16 protein-coding genes are annotated in these 19720 nt (G+C 39.1%); 15 read left to right on the top strand and 1 reads right to left on the bottom strand.

From position 1 onward, the window contains the following. Positions 1-469 precede the first annotated feature (469 nt). The 5 genes from ltrA to B4U37_RS16650 all read left to right on the top strand — a co-directional run bounded on the left by ltrA (position 470) and on the right by B4U37_RS16650 (position 4898). Positions 470-1747: a group II intron reverse transcriptase/maturase gene (ltrA, locus tag B4U37_RS16670; protein WP_483883388.1), complete on the top strand. Its 1278-nt coding sequence runs from the start codon at positions 470-472 to the stop codon at positions 1745-1747. Between the two features lie 265 nt (positions 1748-2012). Beyond that, positions 2013-3104 (top strand): serine hydrolase domain-containing protein, encoded by a 1092-nt coding sequence (locus B4U37_RS16665; RefSeq protein ID WP_088019122.1) that lies wholly within the window; start codon positions 2013-2015, stop codon positions 3102-3104. 189 nt (positions 3105-3293) lie between these two features. Next, a complete protein-coding gene (locus B4U37_RS16660) occupies positions 3294-3815 on the top strand; it encodes a cysteine hydrolase family protein (RefSeq protein ID WP_198317039.1) in 522 nt (173 codons plus the stop codon). 169 nt (positions 3816-3984) lie between these two features. Continuing rightward, a complete protein-coding gene (locus B4U37_RS16655; RefSeq protein ID WP_245840003.1) occupies positions 3985-4353 on the top strand; it encodes a hypothetical protein in 369 nt (122 codons plus the stop codon). A gap of 137 nt (positions 4354-4490) precedes the next feature. After that, entirely contained in the window at positions 4491-4898 is a 408-nt protein-coding gene (locus tag B4U37_RS16650) for a GNAT family N-acetyltransferase (RefSeq protein ID WP_088019120.1), read from the top strand. Positions 4899-5313: 415 nt separating this feature from the next. On the opposite strand, the gene ytvI is transcribed toward B4U37_RS16650, so the two are convergent. Further along, the gene (gene ytvI / locus B4U37_RS16645) at positions 5314-6435 is read right to left on the bottom strand and encodes a sporulation integral membrane protein YtvI (RefSeq protein ID WP_088019119.1); all 1122 of its coding nucleotides are present in this window, start codon (positions 6433-6435) and stop codon (positions 5314-5316) included. A gap of 179 nt (positions 6436-6614) precedes the next feature. Here ytvI and B4U37_RS16640 point away from each other — a divergent pair, with 179 nt between their 5' ends. The 10 genes from B4U37_RS16640 (at position 6615) to polA (ending at position 19712) form a co-directional block, all read left to right on the top strand. Beyond that, positions 6615-7076 carry a DUF441 domain-containing protein gene (locus B4U37_RS16640; protein ID WP_088019118.1) on the top strand — a complete coding sequence of 154 codons (462 nt, stop codon included), beginning with the start codon at positions 6615-6617 and terminating at the stop codon, positions 7074-7076. A 340-nt stretch (positions 7077-7416) separates the two neighbouring features. Beyond that, positions 7417-8535: a citrate synthase gene (citZ, locus tag B4U37_RS16635; RefSeq protein ID WP_088019117.1), complete on the top strand. Its 1119-nt coding sequence runs from the start codon at positions 7417-7419 to the stop codon at positions 8533-8535. Between the two features lie 115 nt (positions 8536-8650). Further along, a complete protein-coding gene (icd, locus tag B4U37_RS16630) occupies positions 8651-9919 on the top strand; it encodes an NADP-dependent isocitrate dehydrogenase (protein WP_088019116.1) in 1269 nt (422 codons plus the stop codon). A 228-nt stretch (positions 9920-10147) separates the two neighbouring features. Next, positions 10148-11086: a malate dehydrogenase gene (mdh, locus tag B4U37_RS16625; RefSeq protein ID WP_088019115.1), complete on the top strand. Its 939-nt coding sequence runs from the start codon at positions 10148-10150 to the stop codon at positions 11084-11086. A gap of 103 nt (positions 11087-11189) precedes the next feature. Continuing rightward, positions 11190-11666, top strand: coding sequence for a MaoC/PaaZ C-terminal domain-containing protein (locus B4U37_RS16620; RefSeq protein ID WP_088019114.1), 477 nt, complete (start codon positions 11190-11192; stop codon positions 11664-11666). Positions 11667-11814: 148 nt separating this feature from the next. Continuing rightward, a complete protein-coding gene (locus tag B4U37_RS16615; RefSeq protein WP_088019113.1) occupies positions 11815-12543 on the top strand; it encodes a response regulator transcription factor in 729 nt (242 codons plus the stop codon). Then, positions 12536-14305, top strand: coding sequence for a two-component system histidine kinase PnpS (pnpS, locus tag B4U37_RS16610; RefSeq protein WP_088019112.1), 1770 nt, complete (start codon positions 12536-12538; stop codon positions 14303-14305). The genes B4U37_RS16615 and pnpS overlap by 8 nt, the downstream gene beginning before the upstream one ends. Positions 14306-14888: 583 nt before the next feature. Beyond that, a complete protein-coding gene (gene hflK, locus B4U37_RS16605) occupies positions 14889-15854 on the top strand; it encodes an FtsH protease activity modulator HflK (RefSeq protein WP_425444087.1) in 966 nt (321 codons plus the stop codon). Beyond that, positions 15847-16779 (top strand): protease modulator HflC, encoded by a 933-nt coding sequence (gene hflC / locus B4U37_RS16600; RefSeq protein WP_088019107.1) that lies wholly within the window; start codon positions 15847-15849, stop codon positions 16777-16779. The genes hflK and hflC overlap by 8 nt, the downstream gene beginning before the upstream one ends. Positions 16780-17078: 299 nt before the next feature. Continuing rightward, positions 17079-19712: a DNA polymerase I gene (gene polA, locus B4U37_RS16595; protein WP_088019105.1), complete on the top strand. Its 2634-nt coding sequence runs from the start codon at positions 17079-17081 to the stop codon at positions 19710-19712. The last annotated feature ends 8 nt before the right edge of the window (positions 19713-19720 follow it).

Below are 19720 nucleotides of genomic sequence, written 5' to 3'. Positions count from 1 at the left end.
AAAGGTAACTTTAGTTTTTAAGCGTAGACAGCGAGGGTGGCGGGCCGAAAGCCAAGCGGTTGAAGGGATTGAGCTCCATAATGATTGCAACTTGAGAGGGCTGATGCTTTTCGCGCTGCAGAAAGCTACATTTTATCTTTCGTTAAAGGCAAGAAGGGTAAAACCTCTCTGGAGTCATAGACCTTGGCACGTCATACATTGATATGATACGGCAACTTGGGAGACCCTACCGGTCTTTTCTTATTTAGAAGAGTATGGTGTACAAGTGATAAAAAGCAAGGAAACCAAATGCCGTGTAGGGAGTCGGATAGCAGCGTAGTACCAATGAAATTGGGTAATGCCGATGGAGGAAAGGCTGCTACCTAGTTATCACCCTTACTAGAGACACATTTACTGCACACAGAGGTAGGTATCTTAAATGGAAACAAAACTACTAAGGATAGCAGAATTAGCAAAGTCTGATCCTAAAATGAAATTTACATCTCTTGCACATCTATTAAAGAAGCAAGCACTAGCTCAATGTCATCATGAATTACCCAATAGGAAAGCAACAGGGGTTAATGGGACAACTAAAGAGCAGTACGGTGAAAATCTAGAAGAAAATATAGAGGAGTTAGTAAGTAGGCTTAAAAGCAAAAGCTATCGACCTGTTCCAGTAAGGAGAATGTATATTCCGAAGCTCAATTCAAACAAGAAAAGACCATTAGGAATTCCGGAACACGAAGACAAGATTGTTCAAAAAGGCATTACAAAGATACTAAACACCATCTATGAAAATGATTTTCTAGACTGTTCCTTTGGGTTTCGTCCAAACCGCAGTTGCCATGATGCCTTGAAAATACTGAACCTCTATATTGAAAAGAGGGCAGTAAATTACGTAGTAGATGTCGATATTCGCGGATTCTTCGACAATGTTGACCACAAATGGATGATGGAGTTCCTAAAACTGCGAATTGCCGACCCTAGCCTATTAAGAATAATAGGCAGGTTTCTTAAAGGTGGATATATGGAGGAAGGCAAGAAATACAAAACAGACAACGGCACGCCGCAAGGCGGCGTAATATCTCCGGTATTAGCCAACGTGTATCTCCATTATGTCCTAGACTTATGGTTTGAGAAAAGGGTCAAGAAACACTGTAAAGGGCAGGCATATCTAGTAAGATATGCAGATGATTTTGTGTGCTGTTTTCAATATCAGAGCGAAGCTCAGAAATTCTTCCAATCATTAAAAGTTAGATTAAAGAAATTTAACTTGGAAATTGCCGAGGATAAAACCAAAATTATTCCCTTCGGGCGGCTTGCGGAGAAATATGCAAAACAAAAGGGAAATAGGAAACCAGCAACCTTTGATTTCCTAGGCTTTACACACTATTGTGGGAAAAGTAAACAAGGGAAATTTCGGATGAAACGGAAAACGAGCAGAAAGAAAGTCCAAGCTAAATTAAAAGAATCTAAGGAATGGCTAAAGAAGAATAGAAATAAGAAAATCCATATAATAATGGACAGATTTCGACGCTCGCTTATTGGTTATTACAACTATTATTGCATCACTGATAATACCACAAATGTTGGCAACTTTAAGTGCAAAATCGAGGAACTACTGTTTAAATGGCTCAACAGAAGAAGTCAAAGGAAATCCTTTAAATGGGACAAATTCAGACTATTTCTTGACAAACATCCACTACCTTCACCAAGAATTAAAGTGAATATATATGAATTAAGAAAAGAGATTAGCTATATTCTGTGAATGATGATTAGGAGGAGCCGTGTGCATGAGTAGTGCAAGCACGGTTCTGGGAGGGTTTGGAGCACAATTTACCGCAAGGTAGAAAGGCTCCATTCTACTCGACTCCTGGAACAAGGATCAGCGCTCGTTTTATTTTTACTAGGGTTAAAACATATTGTAGGAGTTTTTAGATTATGAAATAATTGGTATTAAACAATAGGCAAGATAGTTAAATTACTTTGGATTTTTCACATTATCTTGAAAAACAAATTTAGGAGGTTAGACCATGCAGGAGACATTGAATAAAGTAGAACAGGTTATTGAGAACTTTATTAATGAGCATAAGATTCCTGGGTTGAGTTTACATATAGTTTCTGATGGAGAGAGTATTTTTACTTTCGATTATGGTTATTCAAACATAGAATTAAAGAAACATATGCAACAAGATACAGTCAGTTCAATAATGAGTATTTCAAAAAGTTTTACTGCCATTGCAATGTTACATTTAGAAGAAAATACTGATTTTAATTTAGAAACACCTATTATTGAATATCTACCTTATTTTAGTACAAAGAGCGGTAGATATAATAAAATTACTTCTAAGCACATACTGAGTCATACTGCTGGTTTCCCAGATAATATTTGGCTTGTTACGTTATTGGACAATGGTTTATATAAATTCGCAAAAAATCTTCCAGAATACCAATTTATTTTTAAACAATGTCCAAACATTGAAGATACTATTACAGAAATAAAAAGCAGAGAAGACATAACTAAGTATTTTTCAAATATTGACTTACCATATGAACCAGGTGAAGGGTGGTTGTATTGTACAGATGCATACGTAATTTTGGCTGATGTTTTAGAAAAAATAAGTGGTTTAACGTGGGAAGAATATGTAACAGAAAATATTATAAAACCCTTAAACATGAATAATACATACATAAACCCCTCAAAGGGTTCATCTCAAAATATGAATGAGTACTATCTATATAGTAAAAACGATTTTATAAAAATACCGACTCCTAATAATCAGTTAGGGGCACCTGTTGGTTTTATCTATTCAACTGCAAATGATATGGCAAAATATTTAATTGCAATAATGAGAAGTGAACAGAAAATCATTAGTCAATCGAGTAGAAGTAAAATGTTCTCTATGATTGCACAAAGAGAGCCTAGGTTAAGCTATGGACTTGGTTGGAAAATTAAAAATTTGCGTGATTCAAAGGTAGTTGAACATGCAGGAGGATATCCAGGAGTCAGTAGTTTTGCAACCATGATACCAGCCAAAACCTTTGGACTTGTTATGTTATGTAATATTGGTGATGCTCCTCTTCAAATCTTATCAGATAATATAATCGATATATTTTATCCTTAATATTAGAGTGTTAAATTTGTGAATAATCTTACTTAAGCTAACGGGTGCGTTAGTTCAATAAAACTCATCAGCAATCTGGGAGATTTTTCTTTAATAAGATATTAATAAAAGATCTCCAACGTACGGACAGGATTATTCAATGAGACAATCGATTAATTTTAATTTGTGTTTTATTTGAGGGGGAGAATATTGAAGGAAGCACTACTGGTTTTAGACGTTCAAAATGGTATGTTTCAAGAAGGTAATGTTGTGTATAAAGGGGATAGGTTACTTCAAAGTTTAAAAGATTTAATTAATCGAGCACGCTCTAATAAAACACCAATTTTTTATATACAGCATAATGCACCTACCGGTAAGCCTTTAGAATATGGCACAAAGGGGTGGGAGATTCACCCTGACATTACTCCTAACGCTCAAGATGTAATCATTCAGAAAACTACTCCTGATTCATTTTTTCATACTACTTTACATGAAGAACTGAAAAAACAAGGGATTAAACATTTAGTTATTGCGGGAATTCAAACAGAAGCGTGTGTTGATACCACTGTTAGAAGAGCTTTTAGTATGGAATATAAGGTTACTTTAGCTTCAGATACGCACACCACTTGGGATTCAAATATTACTGCCCAGCAAATAATAAATCATCATAACGGAGTATTACGTTGGTTTGCAGATGTTTATCCGAGTAAAGATATTACATTTGTTAGTTGATTTTGAAGTTGTGTACTTCAAGTAAAGGGGGCATTAACTGAAAATCATCTACTTGATCTGGCGGCTAGTGTCCTCCTTTAATTATTGGGCAGCCTTGCTTAGTAAGGGTTAATATTTTTATGTAATTTTGTAATGATTTATATTGAAATCATTTGTACCAGGGGGAAGAATGATGAAGAAAATAATTAAACTTCTCATTTTAGGGATATTAGGGGTATTTTTAATGTTTATGATTATAGGAATAATTTCTTTCTATTCTGCATCCAAGACCGAGGACCAAATGCCAATTGAGATGGTAGCTTTCAATAGTTTAACTAATCAAGAAAGTGATTTAATACCAGCAAGCCCGAAGGATTCAAATGTAAAACAAGTTCCTGTTAATGATGAAATACAAGAATTAATAGATATTAATTATGATAAAGATCAAGTGTATGCTGTTACTTTTAATAACACTGCCACAGATACTACTGGAGATTTTGTAGTTTATGTTGGACTAGATAAAAAAACAGTTCTTGGGAAAGGATTTACCAGTAATTAAAAAGGTGCTACATACATTAACTAGGACCGATAGCAGGATAAGGTTATCGCTCTTTACATAGTTAAGAATAGGGCATCAACAAGAAGAATCTACAATTTAAAGGTAAATTATCACCTACTCTATATGGGGGGGATTTGATGGAGTGGTTTAAAAACGATTTTATGATTAGTGACAATTTAGAGCTTATAAATTTAGATTATGTTACACAGTTACTTTCAAATACTTATTGGGCTTCTAATAGAACAAAGGAAACTATCGAAAAGAGTATTGAAAATTCGCTTTCATTTGGGTTGTACATAAGCGGCAGACAAATTGGATTTGCAAGGGTTGTTTCAGATAAAGCAGTATTCTCTTGGATTATGGATGTGGTTATAGATGATAATTACAGGGGAAAAGGATTAGGTCAATGGTTAATGAATTGTGTATTTGAACATCCAGAAATAAAATATACGGCATTCGCATTGGCTACTTCTGATGCCCATATCTTTTACAAAAAGTTTGGTTTTAAAGACAACAAATGTATGACCAGGCCCATATTAACTTAGAGAGTATCTGTTGAGATTAAATGGCCTTTTACTCTTGCTTTTTAACTATATTCCGCAATCTAGAAGCGATTGTTTAATAATGAAATAAAGTGAAAGGCTTAGAAGGGAAACTCTCTAGGCCTTTTTGACTGTGGAAAATGAAGTGAATTCATTGTAAATTTTCCGAACTTTTTTATCCTGCCCTTTTATTGTGACAGGTATCAGCATCGCTGATGTAACCGAGTTGTTTGAAAAAGCATTAACGTTTCTTAACGCATTTTCTAGCTGTGGATTGGAGCAAATGGCAAAGACTCCAGCGGGGGAGTAACGGTAGATTGAGACCCCGCAGCGTAGCGAGGAGGCTCAAACACCGTCCCGCGGAAAGCGACGCCATTTGCGGAAAGGAACAGCGGTGATTAACCCGACAACCAAAATGTCAAACCGCTCTATTTTTCCCAACTATAAATAGGTAAATGTCTTTAATAACTCCCGCATTCCATAGTGTATTAAAAATAACTACTGTCACAGGCCCGACAATCAGGCCAAGAAAACCTATCAGCTGGAAGCCAACAAATAAACTTACTAATGTCGCCAAAGGATCCAAGCCAATACTGGATGATAAAATCTTTGGCTCCATCAACTGACGCTGTACAATCACAATTAAATAAAGGATGCCAAGACCAATCGCTAATGGCAAATTTCCACTTATGGCTAAAAAGATAATCCACGGAACAAAAATCAAGCCTGTTCCTAGATACGGAATTAAGTCTACCAATCCAATAATTAACGCAACGGTGATGGCGTATTCAACCCGTAAGATTAATAATCCTATTAATACGATGATAGTAGTGATGGAAATAAGCGTTGCCTGTGCCCGCATGAAACCGAAGAAAGCTTTCTTTAAGCTTACAAACACTTTAGTAAGACTTCCTTGTGCCTTGACAGGAGTAATTTTTTTAAATCTTCCTCTAAGTTTGTACCAGTCTTTGCTGATAAAGAAGGTGGCCAGTAGGGAGAATATCAATACTGTCGCAACACTTGGGATCCATGTAAGGAGCTTTGGCAGGTTGGTTAAAAAGGATTGAATGAACTCTCCAACTGTGCTGGCAACCGTTCCGCCAATATTTTCGATATTAGTCAAGAGGGACTGTTGTTGACCTTCTTCCAAACTATGAAACATGGTACTGACCTGATTAAATAATGGAAGTATTTTAGTTACGACAAACTGTTCCATATATACGACCAAAGTTTCAAAATGCCCCGGCACTACTTTTGCCAAGTACTCGGTACCTGAGACAATTTCAACAATCAGCAATGTGACGACGCCGACTACAGTCGCAAACAGGGCCATGATGGATAGAAAAACGGCCAAGCTTCTTGGGAGCCGCCCATTCTTCTCAAGTAAATTGACAAGCGGGTTTATTAAAAACGCTAGAATTAATGCAATGATGAATGGATAAGCAATGGAGAAGAGATAATAAAATGAAAAAAGACCAATCGTGATGATGAGAAGCACAAGAAGGAGTCGAAAAACGATATGTACATAATTCCAATTCAATCATAACACCCCTTATGAGTACCGGAATTCCCTTACTCCATATTTTACAACCTGTCATATTGTTTTCATAGTTTTATATTTAAAAATTAGGAAAATTCTGTACGTGTTCAATTCTTTTTATTTCGTAATTTATTATGGTAGTATGGAAAAAGGGTCTGGTTTTGGAAGGATGAAAAAGAATGATAAGTCAAGCTACCGTGTTTTTATTAATACTTCTATTAGTCGGCTTTATTGCAAAGAATCCATCCTTGATGTTTGCTGTGGCAGTATTGCTTGTTATTAAAGTTATTGGTCTGGATAATAAAGTATTCCCATATCTGCAGTCTAAAGGAATTAATTGGGGAGTTACTATAATAACCATTGCGGTTTTAGTCCCGATTGCAACTGGAGATATAGGATTCAAGCAATTACAAGAAGCGTTGAAGTCCTCTTATGCCTGGGTAGCGTTAGGTGCTGGGATAGCGGTGGCGCTGATCGCCAAAAGTGGATTAACATTGCTTGCTACTGATCCACATATTACAACGGCACTTGTATTCGGAACTATACTGGCTGTTTCCCTTTTCAATGGAGTTGCGGTAGGCCCATTGATAGGTGCAGGAATAGCTTATCTTGCAATGAAGGTAGTGGAGTATTTCACTTAGGGGATTTTTCACAAATTATTTTTTCGTAATAATATTTTTTGCAGGACTTTCGTTCTTTTCATTCACAAAAGTCAGATAATTGTTTATAATAGGGACAAGGACACTTCCTTCCTACTGAGCAAGAGAAACATTGTTCGCCGAAAATGCGCGCACACCCATGGCGCCTATTTTTTTGAATGGAAATGTAAGCATTTTCTTAGTTTGCTAGATTTTGAATTAATGAATTACTCTAAATATTTATACAGAGCATTGATTTTTATCATTATGGTGAGCAAGCGTTCGGGTGGGCAATGGTAGATAAGGATTTGAAGAAATTTTTCACATAAAGGAGAGGTTTGAAATGACAACAACTAAAGGTCTAGAAGGAATTGTAGCAACAACTTCCGCTATTAGTTCCATTATTGACGACACACTAACGTATGTTGGCTACAACATTGATGACTTAGCAGATTATGCTAGCTTCGAAGAGGTAATCTATCTTTTATGGCATCAAAAATTGCCTAACAAGGAAGAATTGGCTTCACTGAAGAAAGAATTAGCTGAAAACGCTGCACTACCTGATGAAGTCATCAATCACTTTAAAACTTATCCAATTGATAAAGTTCACCCTATGGCTGCATTACGTACGGCAGTATCGTTATTAGGTCTATATGATGCGGAAGCAGATAATATGGATCAGGAAGTAAACTACCACAAGGCTGTTCGTTTGCAAGCTAAAATGCCGACAATTGTGACAGCGTTCTCAAGAATCCGTAAAGGATTGGACCCGATTGCTCCAAGAACAGATCTTGGCATGGCAGCGAACTTCTTATACATGTTAACTGGGGAAGAGCCATCTGAGGTTGCAATTGAAGCATTTAATAAGGCATTAGTTCTTCATGCTGACCATGAGTTAAATGCATCTACTTTCACTGCACGTGTATGTGTAGCGACATTATCTGATGTTTACTCTGGTGTCACTGCTGCAATCGGAGCGTTAAAAGGTCCATTACATGGTGGAGCAAATGAAGCGGTTATGAAGATGCTTTCTGAAATCGGGGAAGTAGAAAATGCGGAAAGCTATATCCGTGAAAAGCTTGCAAATAAAGAAAAAATCATGGGCTTCGGTCACCGTGTATATCGTCAGGGAGATCCTCGTGCGAAACACTTGCGTGAAATGTCTGAGAAGCTTACACATTTGACTGGACAACCGAAATGGTATGAAATGTCCGTGAAAGTGGAAGAAGTTGTGACTTCCGAGAAGCCGCTTCCACCGAATGTTGATTTCTACAGTGCATCTGTGTACCATTCTTTAGGAATCGATCATGACTTATTCACACCAATCTTTGCTGTGAGCCGTGTATCCGGTTGGTTGGCGCATATCCTTGAACAGTATTCCAACAACCGTCTAATCCGTCCACGCGCAGATTATACTGGCCCTGGTAAACAGGACTATGTACCGCTTGAAAAACGAAGCTAATATAACTTGATGTGACAACAAGATACATTGATTGAATTTTTGCTATAATACAAGGGGAGGGGAATTCCCTTTCCCAAACATCTATTGTCATCATATTTCTTAGGAGGTTTTTACTTTGACACAAGGAACAAAAATTACAGTTACAGATGGCGTACTAAACGTACCTAACAACCCGATTATTCCATTCATCGAGGGAGACGGAATTGGTCCTGACATTTGGGCATCTGCATCCCGTGTTTTAGAAGCAGCTGTTGAAAAAGCATATAATGGTGAAAAGGAAATTGTCTGGAAAGAAGTATTGGCTGGAGAAAAAGCATTCAACCAAACTGGTGAATGGTTACCAAGTCAAACACTTGATGATATCCGTGAGTACATAATTGCAATCAAAGGACCACTAACTACTCCAGTTGGTGGAGGAATCCGTTCTCTTAACGTTGCTTTACGTCAAGAGTTGGACCTTTTCACTTGCTTACGTCCTGTTCGTTACTTCCAAGGAGTTCCTTCTCCTATTAAACGCCCAGAAGATACGGATATGGTTATTTTCCGTGAAAACACAGAAGATATCTATGCTGGAATCGAGTACGCAAAAGGTTCTGCGGAAGTAGAAAAGCTAATCAATTTCCTTCAAACAGAAATGGGAGTTAACAAAATTCGCTTCCCTGAAACTTCCGGTATCGGAATCAAGCCTGTATCTGAAGAAGGTACTTCCCGTCTTGTACGTGGTGCAATCAACTATGCAATCGAGCATGGCCGCAAATCTGTAACACTAGTACACAAAGGAAACATCATGAAGTTCACTGAGGGTGCTTTCAAAAACTGGGGTTACGAGCTAGCTGAAAAAGAATTCGGCGATAAAGTATTCACTTGGGCACAATATGACCGTATCGCAGAAGCGGAAGGTAAAGATGCTGCAAACAAAGCGCAAGAAGCTGCAGAAGCAGAAGGCAAAATCCTAGTGAAGGATTCCATTGCTGATATCTTCTTACAACAAATCCTTACTCGTCCAAAAGAGTTCGATGTTGTTGCAACAATGAACCTGAACGGTGACTACATTTCTGATGCACTTGCTGCACAAGTAGGCGGAATCGGAATCGCTCCTGGAGCAAACATCAACTATGAAACTGGTCACGCAATTTTCGAAGCTACACATGGTACGGCTCCGAAATATGCTGGTCTTGATAAAGTAAACCCATCTTCTGTTATCCTTTCCGGTGTATTAATGCTTGAGCACCTTGGTTGGACAGAAGCTGCTAAACTTGTAGTAGATGCTATGGAAAAATCCATCGCTTCTAAAGTAGTAACTTACGACTTTGCACGTCTAATGGACGGCGCAACAGAAGTAAAATGCTCCGAGTTTGGCGACGAACTAATCAAAAACATGTAATTTCAAAAAAAGCAAAAACTCTCGAAGGGTTTTTGCTTTTTGAAAATAAACCAACACTCTAGCTGTTGATTGGAGCACAGGGCGAAGACTCCTGAGGGAGATAGGGTAGCTTGAGACCCCTGAAGCGTTGTGAGGAGGCTCAAGCACCGCCCCTAGGAAAGCGAAACCCAGTGCGTAAATCAACAGCGGTGTAAGAGTTGTTCATTAATAGATTAGGGAGGAATGAATATGACAATGAGACGTAAAAAGGTATCGGTAATTGGTGGAGGCTTCACAGGCGCAACCACTGCATTCTTACTCGCACAAAAAGAACTCGCAGACGTTGTACTAGTAGACATCCCGCAAATGGAGAATCCTACTAAAGGAAAAGCTTTAGACATGTTAGAAGCAGGTCCAGTCCAAGGATTTGATGCAAACATAACAGGAACATCCAACTATGAAGATACAGCCAATTCCGACATCGTTGTCATTACAGCAGGAATCGCCCGCAAACCAGGGATGAGCCGTGATGATCTGGTTACCACTAATCAAAACATCATGAAAAGTGTTACAAGAGAAGTGGTAAAACATTCTCCTGATTGCTATATCATCGTGTTGACTAACCCGGTAGATGCCATGACATACACGGTTTTCAAAGAGTCAGGCTTCCCGAAAAACCGCGTTATCGGTCAATCAGGAGTGCTAGATACAGCTCGTTTCCGTACATTTGTGTCACAGGAACTAAATCTATCTGTCAAAGATGTTACAGGGTTCGTGCTTGGAGGTCATGGGGATGACATGGTGCCACTTGTACGCTACTCCTATGCAGGTGGGATTCCGCTAGAAACGTTACTTCCTAAGGATCGCCTCGATGCAATAGTGGAAAGAACAAGAAAAGGCGGCGGGGAGATTGTCAACCTGCTTGGCAACGGTAGTGCCTATTATGCACCAGCAGCATCAATGGTGGAGATGGTAGAAGCGATACTGAAAGACCAACGCCGAGTCCTACCTTCTATTGCCTATCTTGAAGGAGAATATGGACACGACGGAATCTACCTTGGTGTACCGACAATCCTTGGCGCAGGCGGTATTGAAAAAATCATCGAACTAGAACTGACAGAAGAAGAAAAAACTGCACTTTCCAAATCTGTCGAATCCGTCAAAAATGTCATGAACGTCCTATCCTAATAAAAATAAATTCGGGGAATTCTTTCCCCGAATTTTTACCACACTATTGTAAACGTTTTCAATAAACAAGGGGTATTTTCCAAGATCATCAGGGGGTGTATGTATGTTACTAGGTAAAAAGAGAAAACTCGGAAGAAAACTTGCAGAAATTCAAGTCGGCGAAAAACTTGAACTGACCGAAAAAATAGAAGACAAAGACCTACTGTTATACCTTGGGTTAACTAATGACGCGAACCCACTCTATATTCAGCACGACTATGCGTCCCAAACGCCATTTAAAAAACCAATCGTACCAAGCATCATGCTAACAGGTATCATAACTTCCGCCGTATCGAAATATTTACCCGGACCAGGAAGTCATGTCGTACACCAAGATATTTCATATCCAAAACCAGTCTATCACTATGGAAGTGTTCAATTTCTATTTGAAGTGGTAGAAATCAATGAAAAAGACCATTGTGTCGTAATGAGTGTTCATGGTACAAATGAAGAAAATCATACTGTTGCCAAAGGAACCATTACAGTCTGTCCTCCTCATCGTCTTGAACCGATGGAGAGCAGCGCGATGGAAAACTTTTAAGAAGAGCTTAGTTGGCTCTTTTTTTTATTTTGCTTTATTGTGATGAATAATGATAACGTGTAAAATGGAAAAGTAATGATAGAGATATAATAGAATTGGCAAATGGATGAAAAAATGGGTTTTCCAAAACAGTTGGTGGAGGAAAAGAATGAATAAAAAAATTCTTATCGTGGATGATGAACAATCAATCGTGACATTGTTACAGTATAATTTACAGCAAGCTGGCTACGATGTTTCCGTTGCAATGGACGGGGAAGAAGGGCTGAATAAAGCAATGGAAGAACGATTTGATATGATCGTTTTAGATCTTATGCTACCTAAAAAAGATGGAATAGAAGTATGTAAAGAATTAAGGCAGCACAAAATCCATACACCAATCCTGATGCTTACTGCAAAGGATGATGAGTTTGACAAGGTGTTGGGACTAGAGTTGGGTGCCGATGATTATATGACCAAACCTTTTAGTCCAAGAGAAGTGGTTGCAAGGGTAAAGGCCATTCTTCGCAGAATGCAACAAATGACAGGTAACGCAGAGGCACCTAAAGTAGATGAGGATACTTCTGAAAAGATTGTCATCGGGGATGTTAAAATTTTGCCGGAACACTATGAAGCTTATTTCCGTGAGGAACGATTGGAACTTACGCCAAAGGAATTTGAGCTTTTGGTCTACTTATCTAAGAATAAGGGCAGAGTGTTGACGCGCGATCAACTTTTGAGCGCGGTGTGGAACTACGATTTTGCCGGAGATACACGTATTGTAGATGTTCATATAAGTCATTTGAGAGAAAAAATAGAGACAGATACAAAAAAACCTACATATATAAAAACAATTAGAGGTTTAGGGTACAAGCTGGAGGAACCGAAAATACATGAATAGGTTCCGCTCAAGGCTGCTGTTTGCACTCATCACCTTGATTATCGTGGTGCTTGTGTGCCTGGGGCTATTGCTTGGGCAGCTCTTTAAGACCTTTTATTTAAACACCTTTAATCAGAGGCTCGTCAAAGAAACAGAACTTGTCACGATGTTGGTGGAAGAGGAGACCAGTGTGACACCTGTTCTGCAAAAACAATTAAATGATGTTAGTAAGACCTTAGCGGCAAGAATTAGCATTACCGATAAGGACGGAACGGTGGTATATGAAACCACAGGGCCGACTGCGTCTGGAATAGACTCACATCAAGAGATAATAAAACAAGCAGTTCAAAAAAATAAGAACCGTGACAGAATATTTTATGAACAGAATAATGAAATGTATTATTACGGGAATTCCATTTCCAGGAATGGTGTTCGAGATGGGTTTCTAATACTAAGTACTCCGATAGATTCTCTTCAAAGGGTCAATCAACAGATTTGGGGATTGTTAATTGCCAGCCTGGGTGCGGCGTTTGTGGTTATTTTGCTTCTTGGGGTTAGAATCACCTCCCAATACACCAGGCCAATTGAAGCAGCAACCAAAGTGGCCACGGAGCTTGCGAAAGGGAACTATAAAGCCAGGACCTTTGAGGAACATGTGGATGAAACAGGTATGTTAAGTCAATCCATCAACATATTGGCACGAAACCTTCAAGATATGACAAAAGCTCAAGAAATGCAGCAAGATCGCCTACGGACTCTAATTGAGAGCATGGGGAGCGGGTTGATATTAATTGATGGTAGAGGCTATGTGAACCTCATCAATCGCGCTTATAAAGAGACATTTGATGCAGATCCTGGAGAATATTTGTACAGGCTTTATTATGAAGCCATAGAACAAAAAGAAGTTGTCACCATGATTGAAGAGATTTTCATGACCGAGGTAAGTGTTCGAAAGCAGATTTTGCTTCCGTTAACAATCGAACGCAGACACTTTGAAGTATATGGAGCGCCTATCATTGGCGTTAACGATGAGTGGAAAGGGATTGTCCTTGTATTCCACGACATTACAGAATTGAAGAAGCTTGAACAAATGAGAAAAGATTTTGTCGCCAATGTGTCGCATGAATTAAAAACACCAATCACATCTATTAAAGGATTTTCAGAAACCTTATTGGATGGAGCGATGAACGACAAAGATACATTGGAGTATTTTCTTTCTATCATATTAAAAGAAAGTGACAGGCTTCAATCACTTATTGAAGATCTACTTGATCTCTCCAAAATCGAGAAACAGGGATTTAGATTAAACCCACAGTATTTAGAAATAAACGATCTTTTAGAAGAGATATTCGTAATATTGGAAGGCAAGGCACGGGAGAAAGAAATAGACCTTGTTTTATCCAAACCTAAAAAAGAGTTGTATTTATTTGCAGATGCCTCCAGGATTAAACAGGTTTTCATAAATCTTATTAACAATGCCATCGCATATACACCAGCCGGTGGAGAAGTAAAGGTGAAAGTAGAAGAGGTAGACAAAGAGGTAGTCATTGTTGTGTCCGATACTGGTATTGGGATGGAGCAGGATGAGATTCCAAGAATTTTTGAGCGCTTTTACCGTGTGGATAAGGCAAGGAGCCGAAATTCAGGTGGAACCGGTTTAGGACTTGCGATTGTCAAGCATATCGTGGAAGCTCATCATGGTAGTATTTCTGTAACGAGCGAGTTGAATAAGGGGACGGCTTTTACGGTAAAATTGTCTAAGGAAAATGAAGATTTACAATAGCTTTACATGTCTTTCATAGGTCCTTTACAAACCTTTGTTAATATAATCTATGAAAACCCCTTCATCCAAGGAGCCAATTTTGGAAGAGGAGAGAGCCCACCCTGCTCTCTCCTTCTTTTTGTTTTAAAACTAAGAAAGTATACAATTCTGTTGATTTCCGTTCCAGGCGCTTCGCTTGCCTGCGGGCGGTCCGTTAGCCTCCTCGGCTTGCAGCCTGTGGGGTCTCACCTGTCCCTTCCTCCTGCGGGCGTCTACGCGCCTTCCACTCCAATCAACAAGGTACTTCATTCACCATATTTAATAATTTTTACACGTAAATTGAAAACTATTAAAGTTTCGTACTCGCAATTTCCAGCTGTTAATTGGAGCAAAAGGCGAAGACTCCAGCGGGGGAGTAACGGTAGATTGAGACCCCGCAACGAAGTGAGGAGGCTCAAGCACCGTCCCGCGGAAAGCGAAGCCATTTGCGGAAATTAACAGCGGAGCATAACCAAGCAACTTAAATACATTTAAATAATGAAACCTTCCCTTTTTTCATACGTATAAGTTATGGAGAACATAAAAAGGGGAGAGTACAACTTTGATGAGTTTAAAGCGAATTTACACGACCGTTTTTCTTGTAATACTTGCTGCTGTCATAGGGTCAGTTGCTTTAACGTCATGGTACACGGTAGATCAATCAGAACAAGCTGTGATCATGACATTTGGAAAAGTAGAAGAAGGAATCAGTGAACCGGGGCTACATTTTAAGATGCCTTGGCCAATCCAAACCGTAGAGACAATGTCTAAGGAGACATTCAGTTTACAATTCGGCTATGAAGAAAAAGATGGAGAAATAGTTGAATTCACCAACGATACAAAAATGATAACAGGTGACGAGAATATCGTCTTGGCAGATATGGTTGTTATGTGGAAAATAAGCGAACCGGGAAAATACTTATTCAATAGTGATGATCCGCAGGCTGTCCTTTACAATGCTACATCTGCATCATTACGTAGTATTATCGGAAGCACTCAGATCGATGAAGCATTGACTTCAGGAAAAGCACAGATTGAAGTAGAGGTTTTTGACTTGCTTACATCGCTAATGGAAACTTATGATATTGGTATTTCCATTACATCTGTCAACCTTCAGGATGTGGAATTGCCAAATGAAGAGGTTCGTAAAGCTTTTACAGATGTAACAGATGCACGTGAGATGGAAAACACAAAAAACAATGAAGCGAAAAGATATCAAAATCAGCGTATGAATGAAGCTGAAGGGGAAAAGGACGCGATCATTTCCAAAGCAGAGGGAGAAAAAGCAGAAAGAATTGAACGTGCACGTGGTGACGTAGCGAAATTCAATTCCTTGTATAAAGAATACGTGAATGCTCCGGAATTAACAAGGAAGCGTCTTATTTTAGAAACTATGGAAGAAGTATTACCGTATGCCGAAATCTACATTATGAATGATGATGGCAATACAATGAAATATTTCCCGCTCCGAACCGAAAACCCAGCACCAAAACCACCAGCGAACCCGGAAGGAAGTGGGAACAATGAGTGATCAAAACATTATCAATCTTGAAAAGAAAAAGCCTGATATGCAATGGAAAACCATTATCCGTGGAGGATTAATTGGAGCAGTGATTCTTATCGCTCTTGGAGTGATCCTTGCCAATGTATTTGTTGTAAAAGAAGGAGAATATAAGGTTGTTAGACAATTTGGAGAAGTAGTAAAAATTGTAGAAGAGCCTGGCTTGAACTTCAAAACACCTTTTATTCAGTCAGTAACGACTGTGCCAAAATATCAAATGTTATATGATGAAGCAAGTGCTGAAATAAACACTCGCGATAAGAAACGAATGCTTATTGATAATTATGTAGTTTGGAGAGTAGAAGATCCTGAATTAATGATCAGTAACTTAGCAAGCCTTATAAATGCAGAAACAAAAATGTCTGAGTTTGTATTTTCTGTAGTCAGAACAGAGCTTGGACAATTAAACTATGATGATATTATTAACGATGAGAAGTCATCAAGAGGAAGCTTGAATGACAGGGTAACAGATAGAGTGAATGAACTGCTGGCAAGAGATCAATATGGAATTATCGTGACGGATGTCCGCATGAGAAGAACGGACCTGCCACCTGAAAATGAAGCTGCCGTGTTCACACGAATGATTTCAGAACGTCAGTCTACTGCCCAAGAATACCTTTCTCGAGGGGATGCCGACAAAAATAGAATCATGGCAAATACAGACCGTGAAGTGAAAGAAATATTGGCTAAAGCCGAAGCAGATGCGGACACTATCCGCGGTCAAGGGGAAGGCGAAGCGGCTAAAGTCTATAACGATGCATTCTCTAAAGATGCAGAATTCTATGAGCTTTACCGTACGCTAGAGTCCTATAAAAAGACCATCGATGGAGAAACCGTCATTGTTCTTCCTTCCGACTCCCCGTACGCCAAACTCCTAATGGGCGGAATGGAATAACAAGAGTAAAGTTTTTAGATGAGTGAATTGGAGTGGAAGGCACTCGACTCCAGCGGGGGAGTAACGGTAGGTTGAGACCCCTGAAGCGTTGTGAGGCTCAAGCACCGTCCCGCGGAAAGCGAGTGTCTGCAGCGAAAAGGAACGACCAAACTTTAGAGTGAAGCTCTACTCATAACAACAAAGCCACAATTTTTGTTTCTGTTCTTATCCATGATAGAATAGAAGGAGAATTGTGGCTTTTTATAGTTAGAATCTTACATAAGAAAAATGAAAAAAGAAACAAAGGAGGAGTAGCAAACATGGCAAAAAACAAACTAGTATTAATTGACGGAAACTCCATTGCCTATCGTGCGTTCTTTGCACTTCCGCTATTGAGTAATGAAAAAGGAATACATACCAATGCCATTTACGGGTTTACCATGATGCTCATGCGCATTCTAGAAGAAGAAAAGCCGACACATATGCTTGTGGCATTTGATGCAGGCAAAACAACATTCCGCCATAAAACGTTCGGAGAATACAAAGGGGGACGCCAAAAAACGCCACCAGAACTATCCGAACAATTCTCCTTCCTTCGAGAACTACTGGATGCATATAACATAAAAAGATACGAACTGCCTGAATATGAGGCGGATGATATTATTGGCACACTTGCTCAACAAGCAGCCAAAGATGATTATGAAGTGAAAATCATTTCAGGAGACAAAGATTTGACGCAGCTTGCAACTGATAAAATTACGGTCGATATTACGAAAAAAGGCATTACAGATGTTGATTCCTACACACCTGCTTTCATTGAAGAAAAATACGGATTAAATGTGGACCAAATCATCGACATGAAAGGTCTTATGGGAGATTCTTCTGATAACATCCCAGGTGTTCCTGGCGTTGGAGAAAAAACTGCCATCAAGCTGTTAAAGGAATTTGGTACCATCGAAACACTTCTTGAATCCATTGACAAGGTTAGTGGAAAGAAACTGAAAGAGAAGCTAGAAGATAATAAAGAGCAGGCAATCATGAGCAAGCAACTTGCCACTATTATGACCGAAGCACCTGTAGAAGTAACCGTAGAAGAGCTTCTTTATGAAGGCTTTGATAAAAAGAAAGTGGTAGATATCTTCAAAGAACTCAGTTTCAACTCCCTTTTAGACAAGCTTGGAGAAGATGGAGAAACGGTGACAGAAGATCTTGAGGATATTTCCTTTGAAATACTAGAAGAAGTAAAAGAGGAGCACTTTGCAAAGGAAAACTTTTTTATGGTGGAAGTGCTGGATGAAAATTATCACCGTGCAGATATTCAGGGAATTGCACTTGTAAATGAGACCGGAAACTATTTTATTCCGACAGAAGTAGCGTTGCAGTCAGAAGAGTTTACTGCATTTGCTTCAGACCATAAAAGAAAAAAGACGGTTTTTGATGCCAAAAGAGCAATTGTAGCATTGAAGTGGAAGGGAATAGAACTGAACGGAATTGACTTCGACTTTATCATTGCCTCTTATATCGTGAATCCGTCTGAGACATCTACAGACCTTGCAGAAATTGCCCGTAAAAAAGGCTATTATCAGATCGAAACAGATGAAGCGGTGTACGGAAAAGGTGCAAAGCGTGCCGTTCCTCACCAACAAAAGGTTGCAGACCATCTGGTGAGAAAGACTTTCGCGATGCAAGAGATGAAAGAGTCATTTATCCACGAGTTAAAAGACAATGAACAGTTGGAGTTATTTGAAGAGCTGGAGATGCCGTTGACATTGGTGCTGGGCGAAATGGAAGCACTCGGCATTAAAGTAGATAAGGCTCGATTAGAAGAAATGGGAACAGATCTTGGTGAGAAGCTGGAAAAAATTGAAGAGAAAATTTTTGACCTGGCAGGTGAAAAGTTCAACATTAACTCTCCAAAGCAGCTTGGAGTCATCCTTTTTGAAAAGCTTGGTCTACCACCTGTTAAGAAAACCAAAACAGGCTACTCAACTTCTGCTGACGTGTTGGAAAAGCTTGCTGAAAAGCATGAAGTTATTCAGCAAATCTTACACTACCGTCAATTAGGTAAACTGAAATCGACGTATATTGAAGGATTATTAAAGGTGATTCATGAGGATTCCCATAAAATACACACTCGCTTTAATCAAGCGTTAACCCAAACAGGGCGTTTAAGTTCCATTGATCCAAACCTGCAGAATATACCTGTTCGCTTGGAGGAAGGTAGAAAGATCAGAGAAGCATTTGTTCCTTCCCATGAAGACTGGGTCATCTTTGCTGCCGACTACTCTCAAATTGAACTAAGGGTTCTTGCACATATAGCAAATGACGAAAAACTGATTGAAGCATTTAAAGAAGATGCGGATATTCATACTAAAACCGCCATGGATGTGTTTCATGTTTCAGAAGATGAAGTCACTTCCAATATGCGTCGTCAAGCAAAAGCAGTAAACTTTGGAATTGTTTATGGCATCAGTGATTACGGCCTATCACAGAGCTTGGGTATTACTAGAAAAGATGCAAAAATATTTATCGACCGATACTTGGAAAGCTTCCCTGGAGTGAAAGAATACATGGAAGACAGCGTCCTGGATGCAAAAGATAAGGGATACGTTACAACCCTCCTGCATCGACGCCGTTACCTACCAGAGATCACAAGCAGTAACTTCAACCTAAGAAGCTTTGCTGAAAGAACAGCGATGAATACACCGATTCAAGGAAGTGCCGCTGATATCATTAAAAAAGCAATGATTGATATGGCAAACAGACTGGAAGAAGAAAATATGAAATCTAAAGTTCTCTTGCAAGTACATGATGAACTTGTATTTGAGGCTCCTAAAGATGAAATTGAAAAATTAAAGAAGATCGTACCAGAAGTAATGGAGCAAGCCGTGGAATTAAAGGTACCTCTTAAGGTAGATTACTCCTATGGCTCTACATGGTACGACGCGAAATAATTGTTTTT

Source organism: Sutcliffiella horikoshii, from assembly GCF_002157855.1.
Classification (GTDB): Bacteria; Bacillota; Bacilli; order Bacillales; family Bacillaceae_I; genus Sutcliffiella_A; species Sutcliffiella_A horikoshii_C.
This window is presented reverse-complemented; position numbering and strand designations above follow the sequence as displayed.

Bases quoted from the DNA above. Each gene is read 5' to 3' on its own strand.
- pnpS (WP_088019112.1), top strand. From the start codon at position 12,536: ATGAATAGGTTCCGCTCAAGGCTGCTGTTTGCACTCATCACCTTGATT.
- B4U37_RS16620 (WP_088019114.1), top strand. From the start codon at position 11,190: ATGTTACTAGGTAAAAAGAGAAAACTCGGAAGAAAACTTGCAGAAATT.
- B4U37_RS16640 (WP_088019118.1), top strand. From the start codon at position 6,615: ATGATAAGTCAAGCTACCGTGTTTTTATTAATACTTCTATTAGTCGGC.
- hflK (WP_425444087.1), top strand. From the start codon at position 14,889: ATGAGTTTAAAGCGAATTTACACGACCGTTTTTCTTGTAATACTTGCT.
- B4U37_RS16615 (WP_088019113.1), top strand. From the start codon at position 11,815: ATGAATAAAAAAATTCTTATCGTGGATGATGAACAATCAATCGTGACA.
- B4U37_RS16650 (WP_088019120.1), top strand. From the start codon at position 4,491: ATGGAGTGGTTTAAAAACGATTTTATGATTAGTGACAATTTAGAGCTT.
- B4U37_RS16655 (WP_245840003.1), top strand. From the start codon at position 3,985: ATGATGAAGAAAATAATTAAACTTCTCATTTTAGGGATATTAGGGGTA.
- citZ (WP_088019117.1), top strand. From the start codon at position 7,417: ATGACAACAACTAAAGGTCTAGAAGGAATTGTAGCAACAACTTCCGCT.
- mdh (WP_088019115.1), top strand. From the start codon at position 10,148: ATGACAATGAGACGTAAAAAGGTATCGGTAATTGGTGGAGGCTTCACA.
- polA (WP_088019105.1), top strand. From the start codon at position 17,079: ATGGCAAAAAACAAACTAGTATTAATTGACGGAAACTCCATTGCCTAT.
- hflC (WP_088019107.1), top strand. From the start codon at position 15,847: ATGAGTGATCAAAACATTATCAATCTTGAAAAGAAAAAGCCTGATATG.
- ltrA (WP_483883388.1), top strand. From the start codon at position 470: ATGAAATTTACATCTCTTGCACATCTATTAAAGAAGCAAGCACTAGCT.
- B4U37_RS16665 (WP_088019122.1), top strand. From the start codon at position 2,013: ATGCAGGAGACATTGAATAAAGTAGAACAGGTTATTGAGAACTTTATT.